This window comes from Bradyrhizobium sp. Ken51, from assembly GCF_055807435.1.
In genome coordinates this window covers 286,373-308,885 of sequence record NZ_JBVVPB010000004.1, presented here as the reverse complement: position 1 = coordinate 308,885, position 22,513 = coordinate 286,373, and the positions used below count along the sequence as shown (strand labels likewise).

Below are 22,513 nucleotides of genomic sequence, written 5' to 3'. Positions count from 1 at the left end.
CCAGGCCTTCCCTGCGCGATGGTTTGACGGCCTATGCCGCGCTCTCCCCGGAGACGAGTTCCTTCTTGCCTCCGTCACCTCCGTGAAATGCACGGCACCGCGCCGGTTGACGCGCTGACGCCTTCGCAAAGGCTTGACCGTAGCAACGACGGCCAGGACCACACGGTTTTGCCGTACGCGAGCTTCCTGCTTCGCCCAAGGCTTCGCAGGACATGGCCCTGCTTCGGCAAAAGACTTCGCAGGCATTGGGCGCCGTCCGTCGATGCGGTTCGTGCCATGCTCACGAGGTTCATCTCGCCCTGCATGCACAATCCCGCCTTTAACGCCGCCCGCGTCCACCGCAACTCCCAACCCGCGTTCGTGACGACGTACGACCGCCCCTCTTGTGGGCTGGGATGGGCGACACATACGACATTTCCGAATTTCGGTAAAGCGGAATATTTTTGCTGGCGGGGATTGACTTGCGTTTGCGGCTGTTTCGCGCGACCGCCGGAGACGACCGACGCCACGACCATGCAATGGACCGCGAAGCTGCTCCGCCGTCTTCTCGCCCCCATTGTCATTCAGGAAGTTAGATGGGGCGCTACGGTGGACAAAGTTCCCAAAGGTTTCGTGTGATCGCTCGACCTCTTCTGCAACGCGACCCTCACCATTCTATTTCGCGCCGCGCTCTCCTCGGTGGATTTATGTCGGCAGGGACCGCCATTGCGCTCGGCGGATGCGCCGGCTTGGGTGCGACCGGGGCGCGTTTCGACGCGTCATCGCTCTCCCTTGATCCCACATTGCTCGTCGCCACCACGCGCAAGCCCGTCAACGGTGGTCGCACGAAACCCTGGTTCGGGCCGGAGCGTGCAACCAACATGACGGTCGCGAGGGCGAAGCTGGTGGCGCCGGACGAGAGCCGACTTTCTCTCGCCTCGGTCGGATTTGGCGATTGGCGCCTTGATCGGCTCGAACCGGTATCGGCAGACGTTGGCGATCTGGTCGCGCAGGCCGGCGGAGGAGACGTGCTTATCTATGTGCACGGCTTCAAACAGACATTCGAGACGGCGATGCTGGATGCCGCTCATCTCTCGGATGGGATCAAGTTCCGCGGCCGAACCGTGGCGTTCTCCTGGCCTTCCAAGGCAGGGCTGTTCGACTATGCCTATGACCGCGACAGCGCGATGTGGTCCCGCGACGATTTCGAACGCGTGCTCTCTGCCCTCGTGTCCGCTCCGGGCGGCGGCCGCGTACACATCGTTGCGCACAGCATGGGAACCATGCTGACGCTCGAAAGCCTGCGTCAGCTCTATGCCCGATACGGCGACACAGTTACGAGCAAGATCGGCGCGGTTGTGTTTGCTGCGCCAGATATCGACATGGACGTGTTCACGTCGGCGGTCCACCGCATCGGTCCGCTTGCCGGCAAAATCACCGTGATCGCCGCGACGAACGATCGCGCACTGGCGCTGTCGGGACAAATCGCAGGTGGAATGACCAGGGTGGGCGCCGCCGAGAAGGCCGTCATCGCGCGGCTCGGTGTGCGCGTGGTAGATGCCTCGCAGGAAGGCTGGGGCATCATCAACCACGATCTGTTTCTGTCGAATGCAGAAGTGCAGCGGGTGATCCGCCGCTCGATCGACGGCACGATCGCGTAAGAGAGCGCCTGCGCCGAGCCGTGGAAAGCTCGCTCCTGCGCTTGCTCGTTGCGGCTTCAGGCGGGAACGGCCGGGGTTTGAAGTGCCCAGTCTCGTACGCGAATGGCGCTCCCTAGGGGAATCGAACCCCTGTTTCAGCCTTGAGAGGGCCGCGTCCTAACCGCTAGACGAAGGGAGCGTGAGGGAGAGGACATAGCCTCGAATTTTGCCGGCGGCAAGCGGGGATCGCGGGGTTTTGGAACTCTGCTTGGCGTCGTCCCGGCGGAATCCGAACCCATTAGCTCGAATGCGGATGGTTAAGCAGATCGGAGCGACGATCTCGTTCATGCAAGCGGATTCGGTGGCTATGGGTCCTGGCCTTCGCCAGGACGACGATGGCGGCGAGTCCCGGGGCCGGACTCACGGCTCATTGGCAAATTTCAGCTTTCCGGCCGGCCGCAAGGTATGGGCGTCGAAGGTACGGATCTCGGTGACGCCGCCGATGTCGAGCGTGATCACGAGGCGGTCGCCGGCGACGGCGCTCGAGACGATTTTGGCGCCCTTGGGCAGGGTGGCAATGACCTCGCCGGCCGGCTCGGGCGCCCTTCCCTCCGACTTGAAAAGGCGGTAGCCCACCGCAATCAGCACGGCGCAGATTGCCAGCGCCGTGGTCAACCCCGCGATCAGCATCATCCGCCGCACCCGCGCGAACAGCGCGGCCTGCTCGGGGCTCGGTTCGGGAACAACGGTATCAGACGTCGTCATGGAAAATTCTGGCTCTGCGCAAAGGTTGGAGGTTGTCGTCGAAGGCTCCGAGGGCTCGACCCGGCTCGACCGCGTGCTGGCGGTGCACCTTGCCGAGCTGTCGCGATCGAGGCTGAAAGCCCTGATTCTGGCGGGCGCGGTGAGCCTCAGGGACGCCGCGATCCGGGACCCCGCTTATCACGTCGCCTCCGGTGATACGATCACAATCGACGTGCCGGAAGCGGCCCCGCCGGAGCCGAAAGGCGAGGATATCGCCCTCGATATCGTGTTCGAGGACGACGACATCGTCGTCCTCAACAAGCCGAAAGGGCTGGTGGTGCATCCCGCGGCCGGCCACGAGACCGGCACGCTGGTGAACGCGCTGATCGCCCATTGCGGCTCATCGCTGTCGGGCATCGGTGGCGTCCGCCGGCCCGGCATCGTGCACCGGCTGGACAAGGACACCACCGGGCTGATGGTGGTCGCCAAGAACGACCTCGCGCATGCCTCGCTCACCGCGCAATTCGCCGATCACGGCCGCACCGGGCCGATGCGGCGCGGCTACATGGCCTTCGCCTGGGGGCTGCCGGGGCGCCATCGCGGCACCGTGGACGCGCCGATCGACCGCCACCCGCATGCGCGCGAGAAGATGGCGGTACGCCAGGGCGGCCGCGAGGCCGTGACGCATTGGGAGCTTCTGGAGAGTTTTAACGGGCGCGACGGCAAGCCGATCGCGACGCTGCTCGCCTGCGAACTCGAGACCGGGCGCACCCACCAGATACGCGTCCACCTCGCCCATATCGGCCACCCCCTGATGGGCGATGCCGTCTACGGCCCGCATTTCAAGACCAAGGCGAACCAGCTCGGCCCCGAGTCGCAGGCCGTCCTGGCCGCGCTGGGGCGGCAGGCCCTGCATGCTTACCTGCTGGTATTGGAGCACCCGAGGACTGGAGAATTACTCCACTGGGAAGCGCCTCTGCCGGAGGATTTGCTTCTCCTCCAGGGGGCCCTGAAAGCGGCGCTATGACGCAGGCCGCTTCAGAAATGCTTTACATTACAAAAAGTTATAGCTGCCACACGGGGACGTGACGTCAGCAATCCTTCCCTTTTTGCCTCCCGATGGAGTATATTGCGCTTGCGTTGAAGACCAACGCGGAACATCGCAGCACCGATCGGCTTTAACCAAGCGGTCGTCTGCCTGGCCCGCCGCTATCGGGGGCCTGAACCTGTTTGGAGGGCGCACTATGGCCCGTACAGCTACCCTGCCGGTCCTTAATGGCGAATCCGGCCTTTCCCGTTACCTCGGCGAGATCCGCAAGTTTCCGATGCTGGAACCCCAGCAGGAATACATGCTCGCCAAGCGCTGGCGCGAGCACGATGATCGTGACGCCGCGCACCAACTCGTCACCAGCCATCTCCGTCTCGTGGCCAAGATCGCCATGGGCTATCGCGGCTACGGCCTGCCGATCTCCGAGGTCGTCTCGGAAGGCAATGTCGGCCTGATGCAGGCGGTGAAGCGGTTCGAGCCCGAGAAGGGCTTCCGTCTCGCCACCTACGCGATGTGGTGGATCAAGGCGTCGATTCAAGAGTACATCCTGCGTTCGTGGTCGCTCGTGAAGATGGGCACCACCGCGAACCAGAAGAAGCTGTTCTTCAACCTGCGCAAGGCGAAGAGCAAGATTTCCGCGCTGGACGAAGGCGATCTCCGCCCCGACCAGGTGGCCATCATTGCCAAGCGTCTCGGCGTCACGGCTCAGGACGTGGTCGACATGAACCGCCGCCTCGGTGGCGACGCGTCGCTCAATGCTCCGATCCGCGACGACGGCGAAGCCGGCGAATGGCAGGACTGGCTGGTCGACAATTCGCCCAACCAGGAAGCCATGCTCGCCGAGCATGAGGAGTATGATCACCGCCGCGACGCCCTGAACGGCGCGATGGGCGTGCTCAACCCGCGCGAACGCCGCATCTTCGAGGCCCGCCGCCTCGCCGATGAGCCGATGACGCTGGAAGACCTTGCCGCCGAGTTCGGCGTGTCGCGCGAGCGCGTCCGCCAGATCGAGGTCCGCGCCTTCGAGAAGGTGCAGTCCGCGGTCAAGGGCACGATCGCAAAGGCCGAACAGGCCGCGCTGGAAGCCGCGCTCTAAGCGCGGGGTTTTTAGCGCCAGAGATTGGCGGATCGACAAGAGACAGAAAGCCGGCGGCAACGCCGGCTTTTTTGTTTGCGTGTGAGGTGCAGCATGTTGTTGGAGACGCGGGCCAGGCGTCTTGAACCCCCACTGCCGGTCGGCCGACCAAAAACATTGGACTGACAGCCTCAAGAGAACGGACACAGACCGTGTCGATCATCCTGCAATCCACCGTCGGCGGCTTCTCCGCCCAGTTCATGCGCAAGCTGCCGCTGGTCGAGCAGGCGATGCGCGAGCACGGGCTCGAGCCGTCGGAGTTCGTGATCTCGAAGGACTATGCCTCGACCGCGACGATCCCGCTGATGGGTCCGTTCTTCTTCAATTACAGCGTCTACTTCGGCGACGAGACATTCACGGTCACCGAGCCGAACGACATGGTGTTCCTGGACTACTTCTTCAAGCGCGTGCTCGCGGCGGATGACCCGCCGGAAGTGCCGCGGCGGCCGGGCTTGATCCGGCGGTTGTTCGGCTGGATGTCGGAGCCGGTGTAGTTGCTTTTCCCCTCTCCCCTTGCGGGAGAGGGTGGCTCGCGAAGCGAGACGGGTGAGGGGTCGCCTCCGCGAGCGCATCTCTCACATCGTCATTCGCGGAGACAACCCCTCATCCGGCGCTTTGCGCCACCTTCTCCCGCAAGGGGAGAAGGGAAGAGCGCACCGCCGGCGCCTCGCTAACTCTACTCCCCCCAAACCCGCGCCAGGGTCGCGAGCCAGCAGCCTTCGCAATAGCGGGCGTCCTTGTAGTCGATCCAGTTGTGCGCATAAACGCGGTCGAGCGGGATCCCGTAGCGCGCGCGCAGGATCTGGACGAGGATCTTCCACGCCGCGACCTGCGCCGCGGTCGGGCCCGTCGTGACGTCGGGATAGTTGCCGGCGAACTCGACGCCGATCGAATTGTGGCGCACCACCTGGCGATAGGTCGGCTTGTTATCGATGTACTTGTTGTCGTTGCGGTTGGCGCCGTCGCCATGGGTCGGCACCAGGTTTTCCGCCACCGCCCAATAGACGGTGCCGTCGGTCTCCACCCACAATGTGACGCCGCGACGCGTGGGATTCTTAGCCTGCTCCTGCGCACCGCCGCGCGCCGAACCTGCCGGTCCCTCGGTCTGGTGCACGATGATGTTGCGCCAGGGTTTTGCGTTGCCGACGTCCCCCCATGGCGCCAGCCACACCATCTTCAGGCCGGGGATGTCAGGCGTGCCGGAGGCGCGCGCGAGCTTTGCGAGTTCGGCGTCGGCCGCGGCGGCAGGTGCGATCAGAACGAGGGCGGCGAGAATGGTCGCGAGCAGGCGAGAGATCATCATGCGGGTCCAGTGCGGACCCGACGTTAGCACGCCCCTACGCGAATTTGCGCAAGGCCTCACCTGGATCGATCGGGTCAGGCATGAGCGGCGGCGCCGGATCGTGGACGGCAAAGTCGTTCTTGCCGTTCTTCTTGGCCGCATAAAGAGCGTGGTCGGCATGTGCGATCAGGCGATCCGGAAACTGGCCGACGCCACGGTCCCACTGCGCCACCCCGATCGAGATCGCGATGGGAATGTCGATGCCGGTGCAGTTGACGGCATCCTGGCGGCAGACCTCGAGCACGCGTCGGGCGATCGCAGCCGCTTCGCGCAAGGTCGACGACGGCAGCACGACGCAGAATTCGTCGCCACCGGTGCGGGCGAGCATGTCGCCGGGCCTCAAGCGCGTCTGCGCCATCAGGGTGAAGTGCTGCAGGCAGGCGTCGCCCGCGGCATGGCCATGGGTGTCGTTGATGGTCTTGAAGCCGTCGAGATCGATCACCAGCAGCGAGAACGGCTCGTTGCTGCGCTCCGAGCGGGCGCATTCTTCACCCAGCCGCTGCAACAGATGCCGCCGGTTGGCGACACCGGTGAGATCGTCAAGCAGCGCGAGGTCGGCAACTTCGTTGCGCAGGCGGTCCATCGCCATCAGCAGGAAGCCGAAATTGAGCGTCATCGACAGGAACAGCAGGCCCAGCACCATGACGGCATGAGACTGCCCTCCGGCGACCGACGAGAAATCGCCGCCGAGCAGATTGCCGATCGCACGGGCCGCGAAGATCGCGATGATCATGATGATCACGATGCCGGAGAGCCGGGCTCCCGGGCTGGCACGGCCTTCCGGCGGCGATAGCAGCAAACGCAGCGACAGCGCCAGCGGCAGCGCCTGGCCGAGCGAGTAGCTGAGCATGCGCAGCTGCATGTGATCGAATACGACCATGAAGAACACGACGCCGCTGAGGCTGAGAATTCCCGTCGCGGCCATGACGCGCCACGACACCGGCCGACCGTAGAAGCGCTGAATGCCCATGGCGGCAAGGCTGCTCGCCGCGATGATGCCGACGGCTCCGAGCAGCAGCGGGACAGGCGAGACGACGAAAAGGCGGATCAAGGCCGCCATCGTGCCGATCGCGCCGACGAAGCACGATGCCATCCAGAACCGCGCGGCCGCGAATTTCGGATAGGAGCGCGTCACGTAGGCCCAGATCAGACCGAGCGCCAGGAAGTTGACGACGAATACGGTCCAGAGTGTCGGCACGTTCAGCATGGCGCGCGCCACAAGCGCAGCATCGCGCCCTCCGTCCCTGCCAGCTGTCCGTTCATGACCCCGTCCCCGTTTTGTTGCGGGGACAATGCGACCGACGCGCTTAACGGAGTCTCACTGCGATCCGCGAAAACATGCCTTTGGTTTTGGATTCATGAACGGCCGGCGCATTGTCGGATCGTTAGGCATGGCCGGCGATGTGGATTCGCGAGCCAAAATCACCCGAAAATGCATCTGAGCTGTGGATAACGCGATGACACGGATGTGACAGCGCGGGGCAGAAGCGCGCGAATCTGCTGAGCTTGTCGTCGAGGATGTTGCGAGGCTGGCCCTCCGCCGAGCATCCCTCGTGTCGCGTTTCACCATTAACCCTGAAGAGGATCCTATGGCTAAGAAAGCGAAGAAGGCGAAGAAGGCGACGAAGAAGAAGGCCAAGAAGGCAGCGAAGAAGAAGTAACGAGGCTTCTTATTCTTTGCCCGGGTGGAGCTCGCTCCGCCCGGGCGTCGGGCAGGAATTGTGAGTTTGAAGACGGCGGGCGCAAGGCCCGCTCTTTTATTGGGCGGTTGCTGGAGGGGCGGAATCTTCCGCAGCGTCATGGCCGGGCTTGTCCCGGCCATCCACGCCCACGCCACGGCACGAAGAACGTGGATGCCCGGGACAAGCCCGGGCATGACGACCGCTCGAGAGGTGGAAAGCGCTACCGCTCCGCGAACGCCAGCTTGGCGCCGAGCGCGGCGAAGCCGGCGGCAAAGCTGCGGCGCAGCCAGGCCATGACACGCGGGCGGGAGATGACGCGCTCCCGCACCGAGGCTGCGCAGAGGCCGTAGACCACGAACACCGCAAACGTCATCGCCATGAAGGCGCCGCTCAATTCCAGCATCCGCGCCAGCACATGGGCTTCGTCCGCGGCGATGAACTGCGGCAGGAAGGCGAGGAAGAAGATCGACAGCTTCGGATTGAGGATGTTGATCAGGAAGCCGGTCACGATCACCCGGCCAGCCGAACGCTCGCGGATCTCGCCGTCGACCGCCAGTGCCCCGGTCTCGCGCAGCGCCTGCCATGACATGTAGAGCAGATAGGCGACGCCGCACCATTTCAGCGCGGCGAAGGCGAGCGCGCTGGTGTGGAGCACGGCGGCGAGCCCCAGCATCGCGGCCGTCATGTGCGGCACGATCCCGAGCGTGCAGCCGAACGCGGCCGCGATGCTCGCGCGCGAGCCACGGGTCAGCGCTGCCGCCAGCGTGTAGAGCACGCCGGTACCGGGCGAGGCGACGACGATCAGCGAGGTGAGCAGGAAGGACAAGGTCATGGACCGACCTTATCACCGCGCCGCGGACCGTGAAAGCCGGCCTGCCAGATCGACCGTCAGGACAGCTGCGCGATCTCGGCCTCGCGGAGCACGTCGAGCGGCGCCCAGGGCTTGGCCCAGAACTTTGCGCCGTTCGGCAAGGGCTGCATCAAGGGGCGGCCGGAGGTGACGACGATGTCGAGCTTCGGGTTGCGGTCCTTGGCGACATGCGCGAGCTCGACGCCGTTCATGCGGCCGGCAAGCTGCACGTCCGTCATCATCAGGCAAAGCGCCCCGGCGCTCTTCTCCAGCACCAGCTCGGCCGCCTCGGCGCTCTCGCACTGAATGACGTCATAGCCGCTTTCTTCGAGAAGAAGGCTGAGCATCTCCCTCTGCATGAGGTCGTCTTCAACGATCAGTGCGGTGGCTCGAAACGGCTTTGCTTGTCCCATCGGCGGCTCCCAATGCTGCCTGTCTTCATGAAGTAACGTACGTTAAGGTGGGAACAGCGATGCGGTTCGGTTCCAATATGAAAAAATGTAAAGCATAGTTCCGCTCGAAGGCTTGACGGGGGATATCATGACATCGATCCGCGGCGCCGCCGCCATCAGCGGAGCGGCAAGCGGCATCGGCCGGGCGCTCGCGAGCGAGCTTGCGCGGCGCGGCTGCGATCTCGCGCTCGCCGATCGCGACGAGTCCGGGCTGAAGACGCTCGCGGCCGAGATCGGAGCCGCGCGCAAGGTCAGCCTGCATCGCGTCGACGTCAGCGAGCCCGACGACATCGCGCAGTTCGCGCGTGAGGCGACCACCACGCATCCCGCGCTCGGCATCGTCGTCAACAATGCCGGCGTGGCGCTGATGGGCTCGTTCGAGGAGATCGACCAGGCACAGATGGACTGGCTGTTCGACATCAATTTCTGGGGCGTGGTGCACGGCACGCGCGCCTTCCTGCCGCATCTGAAGACGATGGGCGAGGCGCACATCGTCAACCTGTCCTCGATCTTCGGCATCATCGCCCCGCCGGGACAGTCGGCCTATGCCGCGGCGAAATTCGCGGTGCGCGGCTTTTCCGAGAGCGTGCGGCACGAGCTTGCCATGGCGGGCAGCCCCGTCAGGCTGTCGGTCGTGCATCCCGGCGGCGTCGCCACCGCCATCGCCCGCAATTCGCGCACCGGGACCGGCGTCACCGATAATGCGCGCCGGTCGCAATCGATCGAGCGGTTCGAGAACGCAGCAAAGACCACGCCGCGAGATGCCGCGCTGCGCATCATCAGGGGCATCGAGAGAAACGAGCCGCGCATCCTGATCGGCAACGACGCCCGCTTCATGGATCTCCTGCAGCGCTTCCGCCCGGCAACGTACTGGGCCCCGTTGCAGCGCAAGCTGGAGAGGATGGCGAAGGGGACGAAGTGAGGGGCGCCGTCGAATTGCACGATGCCAGGCGCCACACCCGCCGCTGTCGTCCTGGCGAAAGCCAGGACCCATAGCCACCGAATTCAGTTTGGCGAAGACTGGCAGTTACTCAGCACGTGACTGCGAGTCGTTGTAACGATTCCCGCCTGGGGTAATGGGTCCTGGCGTTCGCCAGGACGACGGCGGAGAGGCATCACGCCCCTCACTGCCCCGCCAGCCGATCGGCAAAATACCCGATCGTCTTGCGATAGATCACCGCCCTGTTCCATTCGCGCATGGCCTCGAAATTGGCGGTGCCTTCGCCGTAGGGTTGGCCCATCTTGAAGCCGCTGGTGTGGAGCAGGTTCGCGGTCGAGGCGAGCACGTCGGGGACGCTGTGGCGGAGATCGACGTGGCCGTCGCCGTCGAAATCAACGCCATACTTGATGTAGGACGACGGCAGGAACTGAGTCTGGCCGATCTCGCCGGCAAAGGCGCCGATCAGGTCGCGCAGCGGCAGGTCGCCGCGCTGTACGATCTTCAGCGCGGCGAGCAGCTCGCCCTGGAACAGCTCCGTGCGGCGGCAATCATGCGCGAGCGTTGCCAGCGTGCGGATCACCGGCATCTTGCCGATGTCGCCCTTGCCGAAATCGCTCTCCAGCCCCCAGATCGCAACCAGGATATAGCGGGGCACGCCGAACTGCTGCTCGATGCGCGAGAGCAGCGCGGCGTGGCGCTGCAACATCGCACGGCCGCCATTGATGCGGCCGGGGCCGACGCGAGTCGAGACGTACTGCTCAAAGCTCTTGTTGAAGGTGTAGCGCTGGCGCCGGTCGAAGGCGAGCACCGCGCCGTCCTGCTGCACACCGCTGAGCGCCGCGCTGGTCACGCCCGCCGAGACGCCGGCGGCTTGCGCTTCCGAGGCCATGCTGGCGACAAAGCTATTGAAGTCGCCGCCGCAGCGCGCGGCCTGCGCCGATCCACTGGCCAGACAGGCGATGAAGGCGATGGCCAGGGCGTATCGCAGCATATGGGGAAATCCTTTGAACAATGAGCGGGGGGAAGCAGCGCGCGATCATGCCCGGGAACCGGATTCGCGTCAAAGCGGCAAATCCTCGCCAGAACCGATCGCTGCCTGCCTGCGACAAATCAAATGCGCTCGCCCCCTCCCCAACCGATCGAGATGTCCATGACCATGTCGCGCCGGGTGCTCGCCGCCCTCGCCTTGCTCTCCCTCACCGTGATGGCCGCTTCCGCACAGACGCGCGATGTCGCCGGCAGCCGCGACTATCCCGGCATCGGCCGGTTCGCCGGCAGCGTCATCACCGGCTATGTGATGAAGGATTTTGACGCGGCGCGGATGCAGGCGGCTCCCTTCAAGGACGGCCAGCCCGTCGATGCGCGGCGGCTCGAGGGCCGCATTGTCCGCATCGCCTATCGCACCAATCCCGGCCCCTCGATCCTGGAAGTGTCGCGAATTTCGAGACGCAGCTTGCCAAAGCCGGTTTCGAGACCCTGCCCGCCTGCGACACCGATTCCTGCGGGGCCATTTCTTTTACCGAAGCCATCGACACGCTGCCGGTGCCGCAGATGTGGGTCGATGGTTTCAACTATCGTTACTACGCCGGCCGCAAGATCGAGGGCGGGCGCGAGACCTTTGCCAGCGTCCTCGTCAGCCAGAACAATCAGGACATCACCGCGCAGGTCACCGTCGCCGAGCTCGGCGCCATCGCGAACAAGATGGTGGACGCCGCCGCGATGGCGAAGGGACTTGGCGAGACCGGCCACATCGCGCTCTACGGCATCTATTTCGACACCGACAAGGCCGTGCTCAAACCGGAAAGCCGGCCGACGCTGGAGCAGATCGCAAAGCTGCTGACGAGCCAGCCGCAGCTCAACGTCTTCATCGTCGGCCACACCGACAGCCAGGGCGCCTATGAGTACAATCTCGACCTGTCGAAGCGCCGAGCCGAAGCCGTCGCCGCCGAGCTGGTGAAGAGTTTTCGAATTGTGCAAACGAGGCTGCGCACCGCTGGCGTCGGCTTGCTGGCGCCGGTCGGATCCAACACATCGGACGCCGGCCGTGCGTTGAACCGCCGGGTGGAGCTGGTGGCGCCGTGAGAACGGCGCGTGCGATGGTGATGGGACAGCGTGAAGTGCGGAACGGATTAACATATGTTAGTCAGCGCAACTTCTGCACGCATGCGGGAATACGTGCAGGGAAACGCGCTTTCTGACAAGGTGGGTACCGGTCGCTGCATTGCGAGAGCAGGAAATATCCAAGCAATTGCTTTGCAAAACGCGATGTCGCGACCACTGCATATCTGACGCGCTCGCTGCGACATCGCAGCGTCAACGATTTGCCTTGCCACGGCATGGCGCGAGTTATAATCTTCTATTCTAGGTTGTCGCCCCGCCAGCCCCGGGCGACGCTGAAGACCAAAATAAACGGCGGGCTTCGCGGCCCGCCGTTTGTTGAGGCAAGGGTGAGGTAAGGGTCTCCTCGAAGGAGCGCATCGGGTTTTACGAAGCGTTGGACGCTTCCGCCCGACATCCAGGCGCCTCGCAAACGGGTTCGTCGATCGATCGCGCAGCCGGTTCTGCCGCTGCAGGGCGCGCAACCGGCCACCGGAAACCTGCCAAAGTCATTTGACTATGGCCCCCTGATCGACGAAAAGCCGGCCATGGCCAAAAAACCCGGAACCAATCCCAAGGGCGAATTCGCCTTTTTCAACGTCTTCTATGAAGACGGCTCCCAACGCTCAAACCGGCGCGTGCCCGCCGAATTGCTCGGCGGCCTCGACGGCGACGAGCCGGCCCGCGCCTTCATCATGGAGCAGGACCGCGAGATCGCCGAAAAATCCGGCCGCCCGCCGATGGAAATCAAGAACCTCGAGCGAGTCGGCGCGAAGAAGAAGTAAGTTTCAGCCCTATCCACGTCATTGCGAGCGGAGCGAAGCAATCCACGTCTCCACATGCCGCGCGATGGATTGCTTCGCTCCGCTCGCAATGACGGGGCGAGAGCTGAAGCTAAAACAAAAACGGCGGGCCTTGGGCCCGCCGTTTTGCTTTGGATCGATGTTCGCGCTCAGTTATCCAAAAAGCTTCGCAGCTTCCGCGACCTGCTCGGATGCTTCAGCTTCCGCAGTGCCTTCGCTTCGATCTGACGAATACGCTCTCTCGTCACCGAAAACTGCTGGCCGACTTCTTCCAGCGTGTGGTCGGTGTTCATGCCGATGCCGAAGCGCATGCGCAGCACGCGCTCTTCGCGAGGGGTGAGCGAGGCCAGCACGCGCGTGGTGGTTTCGCGCAGATTCGACTGGATCGCGGCGTCGATCGGCAGGATCGCGTTCTTGTCCTCGATGAAATCACCGAGGTGTGAATCCTCTTCGTCACCGACGGGCGTCTCCAGCGAGAGCGGCTCCTTGGCGATCTTGAGGACTTTTCGCACTTTCTCCAGCGGCATGCCGAGCTTTTCGGCCAATTCCTCAGGAGTGGGCTCGCGGCCGATCTCGTTGAGCATCTGGCGCGAGGTGCGCACGATCTTGTTGATCGTCTCGATCATGTGCACGGGAATGCGGATGGTGCGCGCCTGGTCGGCGATCGATCGGGTGATCGCCTGCCGGATCCACCACGTGGCGTAGGTCGAGAACTTGTAGCCGCGGCGGTACTCGAACTTGTCGACCGCCTTCATCAGGCCGATGTTGCCTTCCTGGATCAGGTCGAGGAACTGCAGGCCACGGTTGGTGTATTTCTTGGCGATCGAGATCACGAGACGGAGGTTGGCTTCCACCATCTCCTTCTTGGCCTGGCGGGCCTCGCGCTCGCCCTTCTGCACCGAGTGCACGATCTTGCGGAACTCGATGATCTCCAGGCCGGTCAGCGCCGCGAGCTGATGCACCTCGTGGCGGAGGTCCTTGATGCGGTCCTTCTCGTGATGGACGAAGTTCTTCCAGCCCTTGGCCGACAGCTTCGAGACACGGTTGAGCCAGCGCGGATCGAGCTCCGAGCCGGTGTAGTTGCGCAGGAAGTCTTCGCGCGCGACGCCGTGGCTGTCGGCAAGGCGCATCAGGCGGCCCTCATGCGAGACGAGGCGCTTGTTGATGTCGTAGAGCTGCTCGACCAGTGAGTCGATACGCGCCTGGTTGAGGCGCAGCGACTTCACCTCGACGATGATCTCGTCCTTGAGCTTGCGGTACTTGCGCTCCTGGTGCGGCGAGAGCGAGGGGCCGTGCGAGGTGCTCTCGAGCTGGTTCTGGATGTCCTGCTCTTGCAGCTTGCGCAGCTTCTTGTAGCTGTCGGCGATCTTGTCGAAGATCTCGACGACCTTCGGCTTGAGCTCGGCCTCGATCGCCGCAAGCGACATCTGGTTCTCGAACTCGTCGTCTTCGTCCATGTCCGCTTCGGCGGCGGACTCCGCGGGATCCTTCGCGGCCTCGCCGGCATTGCCGGGCGCAGGCGCGGCGCGGAACGGGGTCGGCGCCGGCGGTGCTGCGGGCGGCGCGACATGCGCGGGCGCAGCGCCGGTGACCTGGCCGCCTTCGGCCGCCGCTTCACCGTTCTCGCCGTTGGGACCCGCGATCATTGCATTGTTCATGCCGGCCTTGGCGTCGGGCCCGGCATAGGTGGCTTCGAGATCGATGATGTCACGAAGGAAGATCTTTCCTTCGTTGAGCTCGTCGCGCCAGATGATGATGGCCTGGAAGGTCAGCGGGCTTTCGCACAGACCTGCGATCATCGCCTCGCGGCCGGCCTCGATGCGCTTCGCAATCGCGATTTCGCCTTCGCGCGACAGCAGCTCGACGGTGCCCATCTCGCGCAGATACATGCGCACGGGATCGTCGGTGCGCTCGCCCGGCTCGCTCTTCTTGACCTCGGTGACGGCCTTCTGGGTGACTTCGACGAGCTCGTTGTCGGTCTCGTCCTCGCCGCTCTCGTCCTTGTCCTCCTCGCCTTCGCTATCGTCGGCTTCGGTGACGTTGATGCCCATGTCCGAGAGCATGGACATGATGTCCTCGATCTGCTCGGGAGAGGTCTGGTCGGACGGCAAAACTTCGTTGAGCTGATCGAAGGTCACGAAGCCGCGCTTCTTGGCCTGCTTGATCATCTTCTTCACGGCCGCGTCGGACAGATCGAGCAACGGCGAGGGCGCGTCCTGGGAGTCCTTCTCCGGCGCGTCCGCTGCCTTGTCGTCTTTTTCCTTGTCCTTCGCCTGCAGCGTCTTTGCCTTGGTGGCCATCCATTGCTCCTAAACGCGTTTCACACAGACGTTCGCCCGTTCGCCGCGCCCGCGTGAAATCACTTGAACCTGTTGCTCGATGCTCTCGCTTCGTCAGATCTCGACACGGAAAGGGCGGCGCGGACCTCTTGTCGCCACCCCCGACCTTTCACTCGCCGGATTTGCCTAACGCTTCGTAGAGCCTCTTTGTCGCAGCGGATGCAGGTGTAGTGCCAACAGCAATTGCGCGGATTCATTCCTGACGCGTCTGTTCTGCCTGCGGCCGCCTGGTGGCCAAAGTGCTACAAGACCGTTAAGCCTCGATTAACCCTGTTTTTGCCGCCAAACCTCGGATTTGGCGAGTCTTTTAGCGGTTCCGGTCCCGGCCGTCCGCATGATTCTTTCATCACACGCTCTTCTGGAACCGGCCCGACAGCTCGCCAAAACCCTCGATCAGGGCCTCGGTGCCATCGACTTCGCCTATCCGAGCCTTGACGTCGCGCAGCCACGCCATGTTGGCCTCGCTGGGATCCTCCCCCAAGGCCATCTCGGCGTCTTTCAGCTCTCTAAGTAGTGAATGGTACTGCCGATGCAAGGCGACCAGCTGATGCCAGGTGGAGAGAACGTCGTCCCGCGCGGCGCCCTCGCGGGCGCCCCACACCGCCGCGGTCGTGATGCCGCCATCAACCCTTTGAAGAGCCTGCGAAAATCCGCCCTTCTCGAGGTCGCCGCGCATCTTCTCGGCGAGCTCACCGGGGTCCGGCGAATGGTGATGGTCGTTGGCAAAGGCCGCGATGATGCCGGCCCGGAGCTTGTGGACCTCGGGATGGGCGAGCTCCAGGGCCGCGACTTCCTCGAGATGATCGTGCAGCAGCCATGGGTGGTTGATCAGGATTTGCAGGATCAGGGCCTCGCGGCGGGAGATAGCGCTGCGCTGGCCGCGCATGATCGGGCTTGCCGCCAGCTGCGCGCTCGCCGCCTGGTAGGGCCCGGAGGGCAGCTGGATCGGACCGGGCGGGCCGCGGCGGCCACCAAATCCCTGACCGCCGAATCGATTCGCGCCTCCCCCACCGCGGGGCTGGAACTGGCGACCGACGGGCCCGGGGCGGAAATTGCCCCGGCCGCCGCCAAAGCCGCCGCGCCCGCCTTCGGGGGCAAAGGCGCGCTGAAGCCGCTCGGCAAGATCCTGCCGATAATAGCGCCGCACCACCTCGTCGCGGATGCCGTTGGAGAGCTCCTTGATGCGCGCCTCCAGCGCGGCGCGGCGCTCGGGCGTGGCGAAATTGCCGCCTTCGAGCTCGCGCGACCAGATCATCTCGGCGAGCGGACGCGCCGCCGCGATCACCTCCTCGATCGCGCCGCGACCGCCGGAGCGCACGAGATCGTCCGGGTCCTGCCCTTCCGGCAGCAGCGCGAAACGAAGACTCTTGCCCGGCGCGAGGAAGGGCAAGGCGAGGTCCGCGGCACGATACGCCGCCTTCTGGCCGGCGCGGTCGCCGTCGAAGCAGAGGATCGGCTCGTCCGCCATCTTCCAGAGCAGCGCGAGCTGGTTTTCGGTGAGCGCGGTGCCGAGCGGCGCCACGCTGCCGGCAAAGCCCGCGGTGACCATGGCGATGACGTCGACATAGCCTTCGACCACGACCAGGGCGCTGCCGTCATGGGTGGCTTTGCGCGCCGTCTGGTGGTTGTAGAGATTGTCGCCCTTGTGGAAGAGCGGCGTCTCCGGCGAGTTCAGGTATTTGGCCGGAACGTCCTTTTCCAGCGCGCGCCCGCCGAAGGCGATGACGCGACCGCGCAAATCCGTGATCGGAAACATCACGCGATCGCGGAAGCGATCATAGGGCACCGGGATGTCGTTGCCGGCCACCAGCATGCCGGTCTCGACCATGTCGTCGACGGAGACGCCGAGCTTGCCGAGATGCTCTTTCAGCGCGAAGCGATCGGGCGGCGCATAGCCCAGCCGAAACTGCAATTGCGTCGCCGGCGAGATGGCGCGATCGGCGAGATAGCCGCGCGCCTTGGCGCCGACGCGCGAGGCCAGCGTCTCGGCGAAGAACTTCGCGGCGAGATCCATCACGTCATGCAGCGAGCGGCGCCGCTGCTCCTGACGCGCCGCATCCGGCGTCACCGCCGGCAGCGGCAGGCCCGCCATATTGGCGAGCCGCTCCACGGCCTCCGCGAACGGCAGGCCATCGGTCTCCATCATGAAGCTGATGATGTCGCCGTGCTTGCCCGAGGAGAAGTCGTGGTAAAAGCCCTTCTGGTCGTTGACGTAGAAGGACGGCGTCTTTTCCTGCTGGAACGGCGACAGCCCCTTCCATTCCCGCCCCGCCTTCTTCAGCTTGACGCGCTTGCCCACGACCTCGGAAACCGAAAGCCGGGCACGCAGCTCGTCGAGGAATTGGGGCGTGAAGCGCATGGGCTCTGTGTAACGCGAAACCGTGTGAGTCGGGCGAAGGGATCAGGGATATAGGGACGACCCGTCCAGAAGTCAGGTTTGTCAGGCTTATACGCGCTGTTCACAGCCCTTCCGTCATTCCAGGGCGGGCGGAGCCTGAGCCCGGAGTGACAGAGGCCTTGAACCCGCCCCGGTTCCACGCTTCCATGGGCCATGTTCAGGACCTTCCGAGGCGGCCAGAGCGGGGGTTGGCGCATCACCTCGATTTCGCCCGTGACGGGCGAACCCCTCCCCTTCATGCCGGCGCTGTCGGTCACCGACAGCGAGGCCATCGCGCTGCCGCTGGTGCCCTCGCGCAATGCCTGGCGGCTCGTCGGTGTCGCGAGCAGCTTGCGCTACACCGAGCGCGCCGAGAAGCAGCAACTCACGGCCGTGCAGGCCGGCCTCGGCCGGCTGGAAGCAACCAGCGCGGCGCTGATCCCGATCCGCAAGTCGCAGGCCTGGTGGGATCTGACCCAGGAGGAGCGCCGCAGGATCTTCGAGGACAAATCGCATCACATCGCGAGCAGCCTGCGCTTCCTGCCCGCGATCGCGCGCCAGCTCTATCATTGCCGCGACCTCGGCGGGCCCTTCGATTTCCTGACCTGGTTCGAATTCGCGCCCGCGCACGCCTCGCTGTTCGAGGAGCTGGTGGCGATGCTCAGGCGGACCGAGGAGTGGAGCTATGTCGAGCGCGAGGTGGACGTACGCGCGGTGAAGGAAGTGCTGTCGGCCTAGTGATCGAGGAAGCGGCCGGATTCGATGCGCGGCAGATCGGTGACCGGCCAGTTGTAGATGTAAGTCCAGGCCGGTGCCGTCGCGCCGTCCGCCCCTGTCACGTCGACCAGCTGGCGCAGATATTCGGTCGGCTCCGGAAAGCCCTCACCGCAGGCCTCGTACATGTCGAGCTCGCGCAGGAGCTCGTCCGGCACGCGCAGCTGGAAGAGTTCGCCGTGGACGCGGTCGGACGGCACATCGGAGAGCAGCAGCCCCGGATAATGCTTCACCAGAACGAGCCGGCCGCGGCAGGTCGCTTCACCGAGAAAATCCGCGTGGCCCGCAAGCAGCCGCGCCATCGGATGGTCGAAGCCGCGCATCAGCGTGCCGTAGACGAAGAGACGATTGGAGGTCATGGCCTTCTATAACCGTCAATCAGCAGCGCGCAAATCGCGGCCGATCTACGAAACCTCCGCCTCCAGCTCCTCGTCGCTGCGTTGCTCGTCCGACACCACCCTGATGGTCACGTCCATGGCCTCGAACGCGCCCGCAGGGCCGATATAGACGCCGTGCAGCGGGATCGCCTGGCGCGGATCGCGGGCGACCGCGACGCGGATGAGGTCGCGGGTGCCGACGATGCCGTTGGTCGGATCGAACTCGATCCAGCCCGCGCTCGGCAGATAGACCTGCACCCAGGCATGCGTCGAACCACCGCCGACATGGCGCTGCGCGATATCCTCCGGCAGGAAGATGTAGCCGGATACGAATCGTGCGGCGAAGCCGAGATGGCGCAGCGCCTCGATCATGAACAGCGCGTAGTCGCGGCAGGTTCCGGTGCCGGACTGCAAGGTGTCGAGCGGATGCTGCGTGCCCAGTTCGTGGCGCTTGCGATACTTGAACCGCTCGCGGATGCCGTGGGTCATGCCGCTCAGGATCTTGAAGGTCGGCGTCGGCGCGTCCTCGTCGAGAAAGCCGCGCGCCCATTCCGCGATCTCGCCCTCGGGATCGGTATATTGCGGCGTGATGTACTGGACGAGGTCGGGAAATTCCTCGTCCTCATAGGCGAACGGATAGAAATAGGCCGAATCGTCCGGCGTCAGCGCGAACTCCTCGACCGGATTGTGCTCGACGGTGACGTGCCAGTCGAACACCAGCGCGGCCGCGCGCTCGTCGAAATTCGCGATCGCGACGGAATTGCCGAACACGTCGTGGATCCAGTGCAGCGACATCGGCTCGGGCGAAATCTCGAGCCTGGAGTCGAGCACCCGCAGATCATGCCCGTCGCGCGGACGCAGCATGATCCTGTGTTCGCCGAACGCCACGGGGCGGATGTAGCGATATTCGGTCTTGTGATGAATCGTCAGCAGCGGCATCGTCAGGCAATCATGGTGATGTCGGGCGGACCAATCTACAGCAATCCCGCCCGATTCTTCGGGTGACTGCTGTTTCATTAGGCAATCAGGATGGCTTTAGACACAATCGAGGCGACCAATCAACTCCTCAGCGAGGGTGACGTCCCTCCGGTGCACGAGGTGAATGCGCAAGGGACGTCGCCTTTTTTGCTCACCTCGGACCACTACGGACGGGTGCTGCCGCGTACGCTGGGCGATCTCGGCGTCGCGGGAGGCGAGCTGACGCGGCACATCGCCTGGGACATCGGCATCGCGGGTGTCGCCGACCGGCTGGCCGAGATGCTGGGCGCGCATCTGATCGCCCAGCGCTATTCGCGGCTTGTGATCGACTGCAACCGCCCGCCCGCCGCCGTGAGCTCGATTCCCGTGATTTCCGAAGCAACCGCGATCCCGCGCAACGAGGGGATTTCGGAGCAGGAGCGCAAAGCGCGCAGGCGCGAGATTTTCGAGCCCTATCACCGCCGTATCGATGCAGCGATCGGCCGCCGCGTGCACGACAAGCGGCCCACGGTGCTGGTGTCGCTGCACAGCTTCACCCCCGTTTACGCCGGCGTCGCGCGTCCCTGGCACATCGGCGCGCTCTACAATCGCGACACCGTGCTGCCGCAGCTGTTGCTCAGGCATCTGCGCAGAGAGAGCGATCTCGTCGTCGGCGACAACGAGCCCTACGCGGTGAACGACCTCACCGACTACACTATTCCCGTCCACGGCGAAGCCCGCGGCCTCGTCAACACAGGCATCGAGATCCGCCAGGATCTGATCGCCGACCAGTCCGGCCAACAGCAATGGGCCGAGCGGCTGGCGCGGATTTTTGCGGAGATCGAGCTGGAGCTGCGGGCGGCGAGGCTGGTCGACTAGCTCAACGCCGGTTATTTCGCCCTGGTCAGCGCCAGCCAGATGCCGCCGCCGATCATGAAGCCGCCTGAGATGCGCGACATCATGCGGGTGCGGCGAGCCGAAAAGAACTTACGGGCGCGCCCGGCCGCGATGGCGTAGAGCGCGTCCGTCATCACCGCAGTGACCATGAAGGTGGCCCCCAGCAGCGCGACCTGCGGGAAGTGGTCGCGGTTCATGTCCATGAACTGCGGGATGAAGGCGCCAAAGAACACCAGCACCTTCGGGTTCGACAGCAGCACCAGGAAACCTTGCAGGAAGAATCCGCCACGCGGCGGCGCTGGCGGCTCGTCCACATTGACGCCCTCGACCGGCGCCCAGATCAGCTTGATGCCGAGCCAGACCAGATAGGCGGCGCCGGCAAAGCGCACCCAGTCGAACCAGTAGCCCATGGTCGCCATCAGCGAGGTCAGGCCGACCGCGACGATGCCGATGACGATGGCGAGGCCGGCCTGCGCACCGGCCACGTTGGTCAGCGCCGCACGCGTGCCGTGGCGCAGCCCGTTGGCGATGACGAGAGTGACGATCGGCCCCGGCAGCAGCGCCAGCGCGATGCAGGCGGCAAGGAAGGCGAGATAGGCTTGCAGAGACATCATGGGGAGGACTCGCTGAGAGCGGTTCGGAGCATTAATGCATGACACTCAATGTCCGTCCAGCGCCGCAGCCCCACGTCTTCATCTCCGGCGTCTGCAGGAACACGAGCATCGCGCGCCGCACCACCATCTTGACATGCAACCATATGGTTGCATATTATCGTCGCCATGGATGAGGTCTTCAAAGCGCTCGCCGATGCGTCACGACGGTCGCTGCTCGACAGGCTTCACGCCAGGAACGGCCAGACGCTGAACGAGCTCTGCGAAGGTCTCGCGATGACGCGCCAGGCGGTGACCAAGCACCTTGCCATTCTGGAACAGGCCAATCTGGTCACTACGCTCAGGCACGGCCGCGAGAAGCTGCACTATCTCAATCCGGTTCCGATCCATCAGATCGGCGAACGCTGGATCAAGAAATTCGAGCGCGGCAAGCTCGCCGCACTCGGCGAGTTGAAACGCCGGTTGGAGAAGCGCGATGAGTAAGCCGCAATTCGTCTATGTCACCTTACATCGAGACCACGCCAGAGAGGCTGTGGGAGGCGCTGACATCAAGCGAGTTCAGCAAGCAATACTGGTTCGGCGCCGAGGTCAGATCCGACTGGAAAATCGGCTCCCCTTTCGCGCTGCTGCTGGACGGCGAGACCACCGATTCCGGCGAGATCCTCGAGGCCGATCCACCGCGGCGGTTGTCCTACAGCTTCAAGCACCAGAAATACGAGGAATTGCGCGGTGAGCCGATATCCCGCGTCGTGTTCACCATCGAACCGTTCGGCTCGCTCGTGCGTTTGACGGTGCTGCATGACGGCTTCGTCGAAGACGGCAAATATCTCGGCGCCGTCTCCAACGGCTGGCCGGCGATCCTGTCCGGTCTCAAGAGCCTGCTGGAAAGCGGCAAGGTGCTGGCCATTCCGCGCGCAGCCCTCAACAAGGGATTCGATGCAAGATGAACCTCGATCAGTTCAAGCCGCTCACCGTCTACACGATTTACATCGCCGCGACGCCGGACAAGGTGTGGGAGGCGCTGACCTCCGCCGAGTTCAGCCGCAAATACTTTTCCGGCTTTGCAGTTGAGATGGAGCCAAGACTCGGCGGGAAATTCATCGTGCGCGCGCCCGACGGTTCGGAACACATCTCGGGCGATGTGTTCGAATACGATCCGCCGAACAAGCTGACGGTGACGTGGAACGTCAACTGGCCCGACCTCGTCGCAAAGCTCGGCACGACGCTTGTGACTTATGAGATCGAACAAGCCGGCGAGGCCGTCCGCCTCACCATGAGCGAACGTCACGACCGCCCGCTCAGCGACGACATCCTTTCCGGCGGCCGCACCGGCTGGCCCGCAATCCTGTCAGGGCTGAAGAGCCTGCTGGAAACGGGCAAGGCGCCGCAGATCAAGATGGCGCCGCCGGCGCAGATGCTGGAAGCGTTGAAGGCGATGGGTATCAAGACGCCGTAGCGGGCGAACCCGG

At 64.4% G+C, this 22,513-nt stretch carries 21 protein-coding genes, 1 tRNA gene and 2 pseudogenes; 12 read left to right on the top strand and 12 right to left on the bottom strand.

All coding sequences use genetic code 11. From position 1 onward, the window contains the following. Positions 1-686: 686 nt before the first annotated feature. Positions 687-1,640 (top strand): alpha/beta hydrolase, encoded by a 954-nt coding sequence (locus AC0L27_RS10890; RefSeq protein WP_275173662.1) that lies wholly within the window; start codon positions 687-689, stop codon positions 1,638-1,640. A 103-nt stretch (positions 1,641-1,743) separates the two neighbouring features. Here AC0L27_RS10890 and AC0L27_RS10885 read toward each other — a convergent pair. Then, positions 1,744-1,818 (bottom strand) — tRNA-Glu (locus tag AC0L27_RS10885). Between the two features lie 221 nt (positions 1,819-2,039). After that, a complete protein-coding gene (locus AC0L27_RS10880) occupies positions 2,040-2,384 on the bottom strand; it encodes a hypothetical protein (RefSeq protein WP_354208075.1) in 345 nt (114 codons plus the stop codon). Here AC0L27_RS10880 and AC0L27_RS10875 point away from each other — a divergent pair. The 3 genes from AC0L27_RS10875 (at position 2,383) to AC0L27_RS10865 (ending at position 5,040) form a co-directional block, all read left to right on the top strand. Further along, complete coding sequence (locus AC0L27_RS10875; RefSeq protein ID WP_354061730.1) at positions 2,383-3,390, top strand: RluA family pseudouridine synthase; 1,008 nt, start codon at positions 2,383-2,385, stop codon at positions 3,388-3,390. The genes AC0L27_RS10880 and AC0L27_RS10875 overlap by 2 nt on opposite strands. Positions 3,391-3,607: 217 nt before the next feature. After that, on the top strand, positions 3,608-4,507 hold the full coding sequence (rpoH, locus tag AC0L27_RS10870; RefSeq protein WP_007596598.1) for an RNA polymerase sigma factor RpoH: 900 nt from the start codon (positions 3,608-3,610) through the stop codon (positions 4,505-4,507). A gap of 191 nt (positions 4,508-4,698) precedes the next feature. Then, on the top strand, positions 4,699-5,040 hold the full coding sequence (locus tag AC0L27_RS10865) for a hypothetical protein (protein WP_275173591.1): 342 nt from the start codon (positions 4,699-4,701) through the stop codon (positions 5,038-5,040). Positions 5,041-5,222: 182 nt separating this feature from the next. Here AC0L27_RS10865 and AC0L27_RS10860 read toward each other — a convergent pair whose 3' ends face one another. From AC0L27_RS10860 to AC0L27_RS10845, 4 genes are all read right to left on the bottom strand, one after another. After that, complete coding sequence (locus AC0L27_RS10860) at positions 5,223-5,849, bottom strand: peptidoglycan recognition protein family protein (RefSeq protein ID WP_354061728.1); 627 nt, start codon at positions 5,847-5,849, stop codon at positions 5,223-5,225. 34 nt (positions 5,850-5,883) lie between these two features. Continuing rightward, positions 5,884-7,095, bottom strand: a complete 1,212-nt coding sequence (locus tag AC0L27_RS10855) for a GGDEF domain-containing protein (RefSeq protein ID WP_354061726.1) — start codon at positions 7,093-7,095, stop codon at positions 5,884-5,886. Positions 7,096-7,790: 695 nt separating this feature from the next. Next, positions 7,791-8,402 (bottom strand): LysE family translocator, encoded by a 612-nt coding sequence (locus AC0L27_RS10850; protein ID WP_354061724.1) that lies wholly within the window; start codon positions 8,400-8,402, stop codon positions 7,791-7,793. Positions 8,403-8,458: 56 nt separating this feature from the next. After that, a complete protein-coding gene (locus AC0L27_RS10845) occupies positions 8,459-8,833 on the bottom strand; it encodes a response regulator (RefSeq protein ID WP_275173588.1) in 375 nt (124 codons plus the stop codon). A gap of 127 nt (positions 8,834-8,960) precedes the next feature. On the opposite strand from AC0L27_RS10845, the gene AC0L27_RS10840 reads away from it, so the two are divergent. After that, a complete protein-coding gene (locus tag AC0L27_RS10840) occupies positions 8,961-9,794 on the top strand; it encodes an SDR family NAD(P)-dependent oxidoreductase (protein WP_354208082.1) in 834 nt (277 codons plus the stop codon). 202 nt (positions 9,795-9,996) lie between these two features. Here the strand turns inward: AC0L27_RS10840 and AC0L27_RS10835 are convergent, their stop codons facing one another. Next, positions 9,997-10,803, bottom strand: coding sequence for a lytic murein transglycosylase (locus tag AC0L27_RS10835; protein ID WP_354208084.1), 807 nt, complete (start codon positions 10,801-10,803; stop codon positions 9,997-9,999). Between the two features lie 153 nt (positions 10,804-10,956). Here AC0L27_RS10835 and AC0L27_RS10830 point away from each other — a divergent pair. Together AC0L27_RS10830 and AC0L27_RS10825 are read left to right on the top strand one after the other, a co-directional pair. Then, positions 10,957-11,894 (top strand): annotated as a pseudogene (locus tag AC0L27_RS10830) (OmpA family protein). Positions 11,895-12,457: 563 nt separating this feature from the next. Then, positions 12,458-12,694, top strand: coding sequence for a hypothetical protein (locus AC0L27_RS10825; protein ID WP_275173584.1), 237 nt, complete (start codon positions 12,458-12,460; stop codon positions 12,692-12,694). 167 nt (positions 12,695-12,861) lie between these two features. Here the strand turns inward: AC0L27_RS10825 and rpoD are convergent, their stop codons facing one another. Then, entirely contained in the window at positions 12,862-15,012 is a 2,151-nt protein-coding gene (rpoD, locus tag AC0L27_RS10820) for an RNA polymerase sigma factor RpoD (RefSeq protein WP_354208086.1), read from the bottom strand. Between the two features lie 385 nt (positions 15,013-15,397). Continuing rightward, a complete protein-coding gene (gene dnaG / locus AC0L27_RS10815) occupies positions 15,398-17,410 on the bottom strand; it encodes a DNA primase (protein WP_354208088.1) in 2,013 nt (670 codons plus the stop codon). Between the two features lie 192 nt (positions 17,411-17,602). On the opposite strand from dnaG, the gene AC0L27_RS10810 reads away from it, so the two are divergent. Next, positions 17,603-18,166 carry a chlorite dismutase family protein gene (locus AC0L27_RS10810; RefSeq protein WP_354208090.1) on the top strand — a complete coding sequence of 188 codons (564 nt, stop codon included), beginning with the start codon at positions 17,603-17,605 and terminating at the stop codon, positions 18,164-18,166. On the opposite strand, the gene AC0L27_RS10805 is transcribed toward AC0L27_RS10810, so the two are convergent. Together AC0L27_RS10805 and AC0L27_RS10800 are read right to left on the bottom strand one after the other, a co-directional pair. Next, a complete protein-coding gene (locus AC0L27_RS10805) occupies positions 18,163-18,561 on the bottom strand; it encodes a gamma-glutamylcyclotransferase family protein (protein ID WP_354208092.1) in 399 nt (132 codons plus the stop codon). The two genes, AC0L27_RS10810 and AC0L27_RS10805, sit on opposite strands and share 4 nt — an antisense overlap. Positions 18,562-18,606: 45 nt before the next feature. Next, positions 18,607-19,518 (bottom strand): transglutaminase family protein, encoded by a 912-nt coding sequence (locus AC0L27_RS10800; protein ID WP_354208094.1) that lies wholly within the window; start codon positions 19,516-19,518, stop codon positions 18,607-18,609. 90 nt (positions 19,519-19,608) lie between these two features. Between AC0L27_RS10800 and AC0L27_RS10795 the strand changes: the two genes are divergently transcribed. After that, on the top strand, positions 19,609-20,415 hold the full coding sequence (locus tag AC0L27_RS10795; protein WP_354208096.1) for an N-formylglutamate amidohydrolase: 807 nt from the start codon (positions 19,609-19,611) through the stop codon (positions 20,413-20,415). Between the two features lie 11 nt (positions 20,416-20,426). Here the strand turns inward: AC0L27_RS10795 and AC0L27_RS10790 are convergent, their stop codons facing one another. Beyond that, a complete protein-coding gene (locus AC0L27_RS10790; RefSeq protein ID WP_085384410.1) occupies positions 20,427-21,047 on the bottom strand; it encodes a LysE family translocator in 621 nt (206 codons plus the stop codon). Positions 21,048-21,212: 165 nt separating this feature from the next. On the opposite strand from AC0L27_RS10790, the gene AC0L27_RS10785 reads away from it, so the two are divergent. The 3 genes and pseudogenes from AC0L27_RS10785 (at position 21,213) to AC0L27_RS10775 (ending at position 22,500) form a co-directional block, all read left to right on the top strand. Further along, positions 21,213-21,527: an ArsR/SmtB family transcription factor gene (locus AC0L27_RS10785; RefSeq protein ID WP_354208098.1), complete on the top strand. Its 315-nt coding sequence runs from the start codon at positions 21,213-21,215 to the stop codon at positions 21,525-21,527. Then, positions 21,520-21,991, top strand: a pseudogene (locus AC0L27_RS10780) (SRPBCC family protein). The gene AC0L27_RS10785 and the pseudogene AC0L27_RS10780 overlap by 8 nt, the downstream one beginning before the upstream one ends. Then, a complete protein-coding gene (locus AC0L27_RS10775; protein WP_275173575.1) occupies positions 21,988-22,500 on the top strand; it encodes an SRPBCC family protein in 513 nt (170 codons plus the stop codon). Before AC0L27_RS10780 ends, AC0L27_RS10775 begins: the two are co-directional and overlap by 4 nt. Positions 22,501-22,513 lie beyond the last annotated feature (13 nt).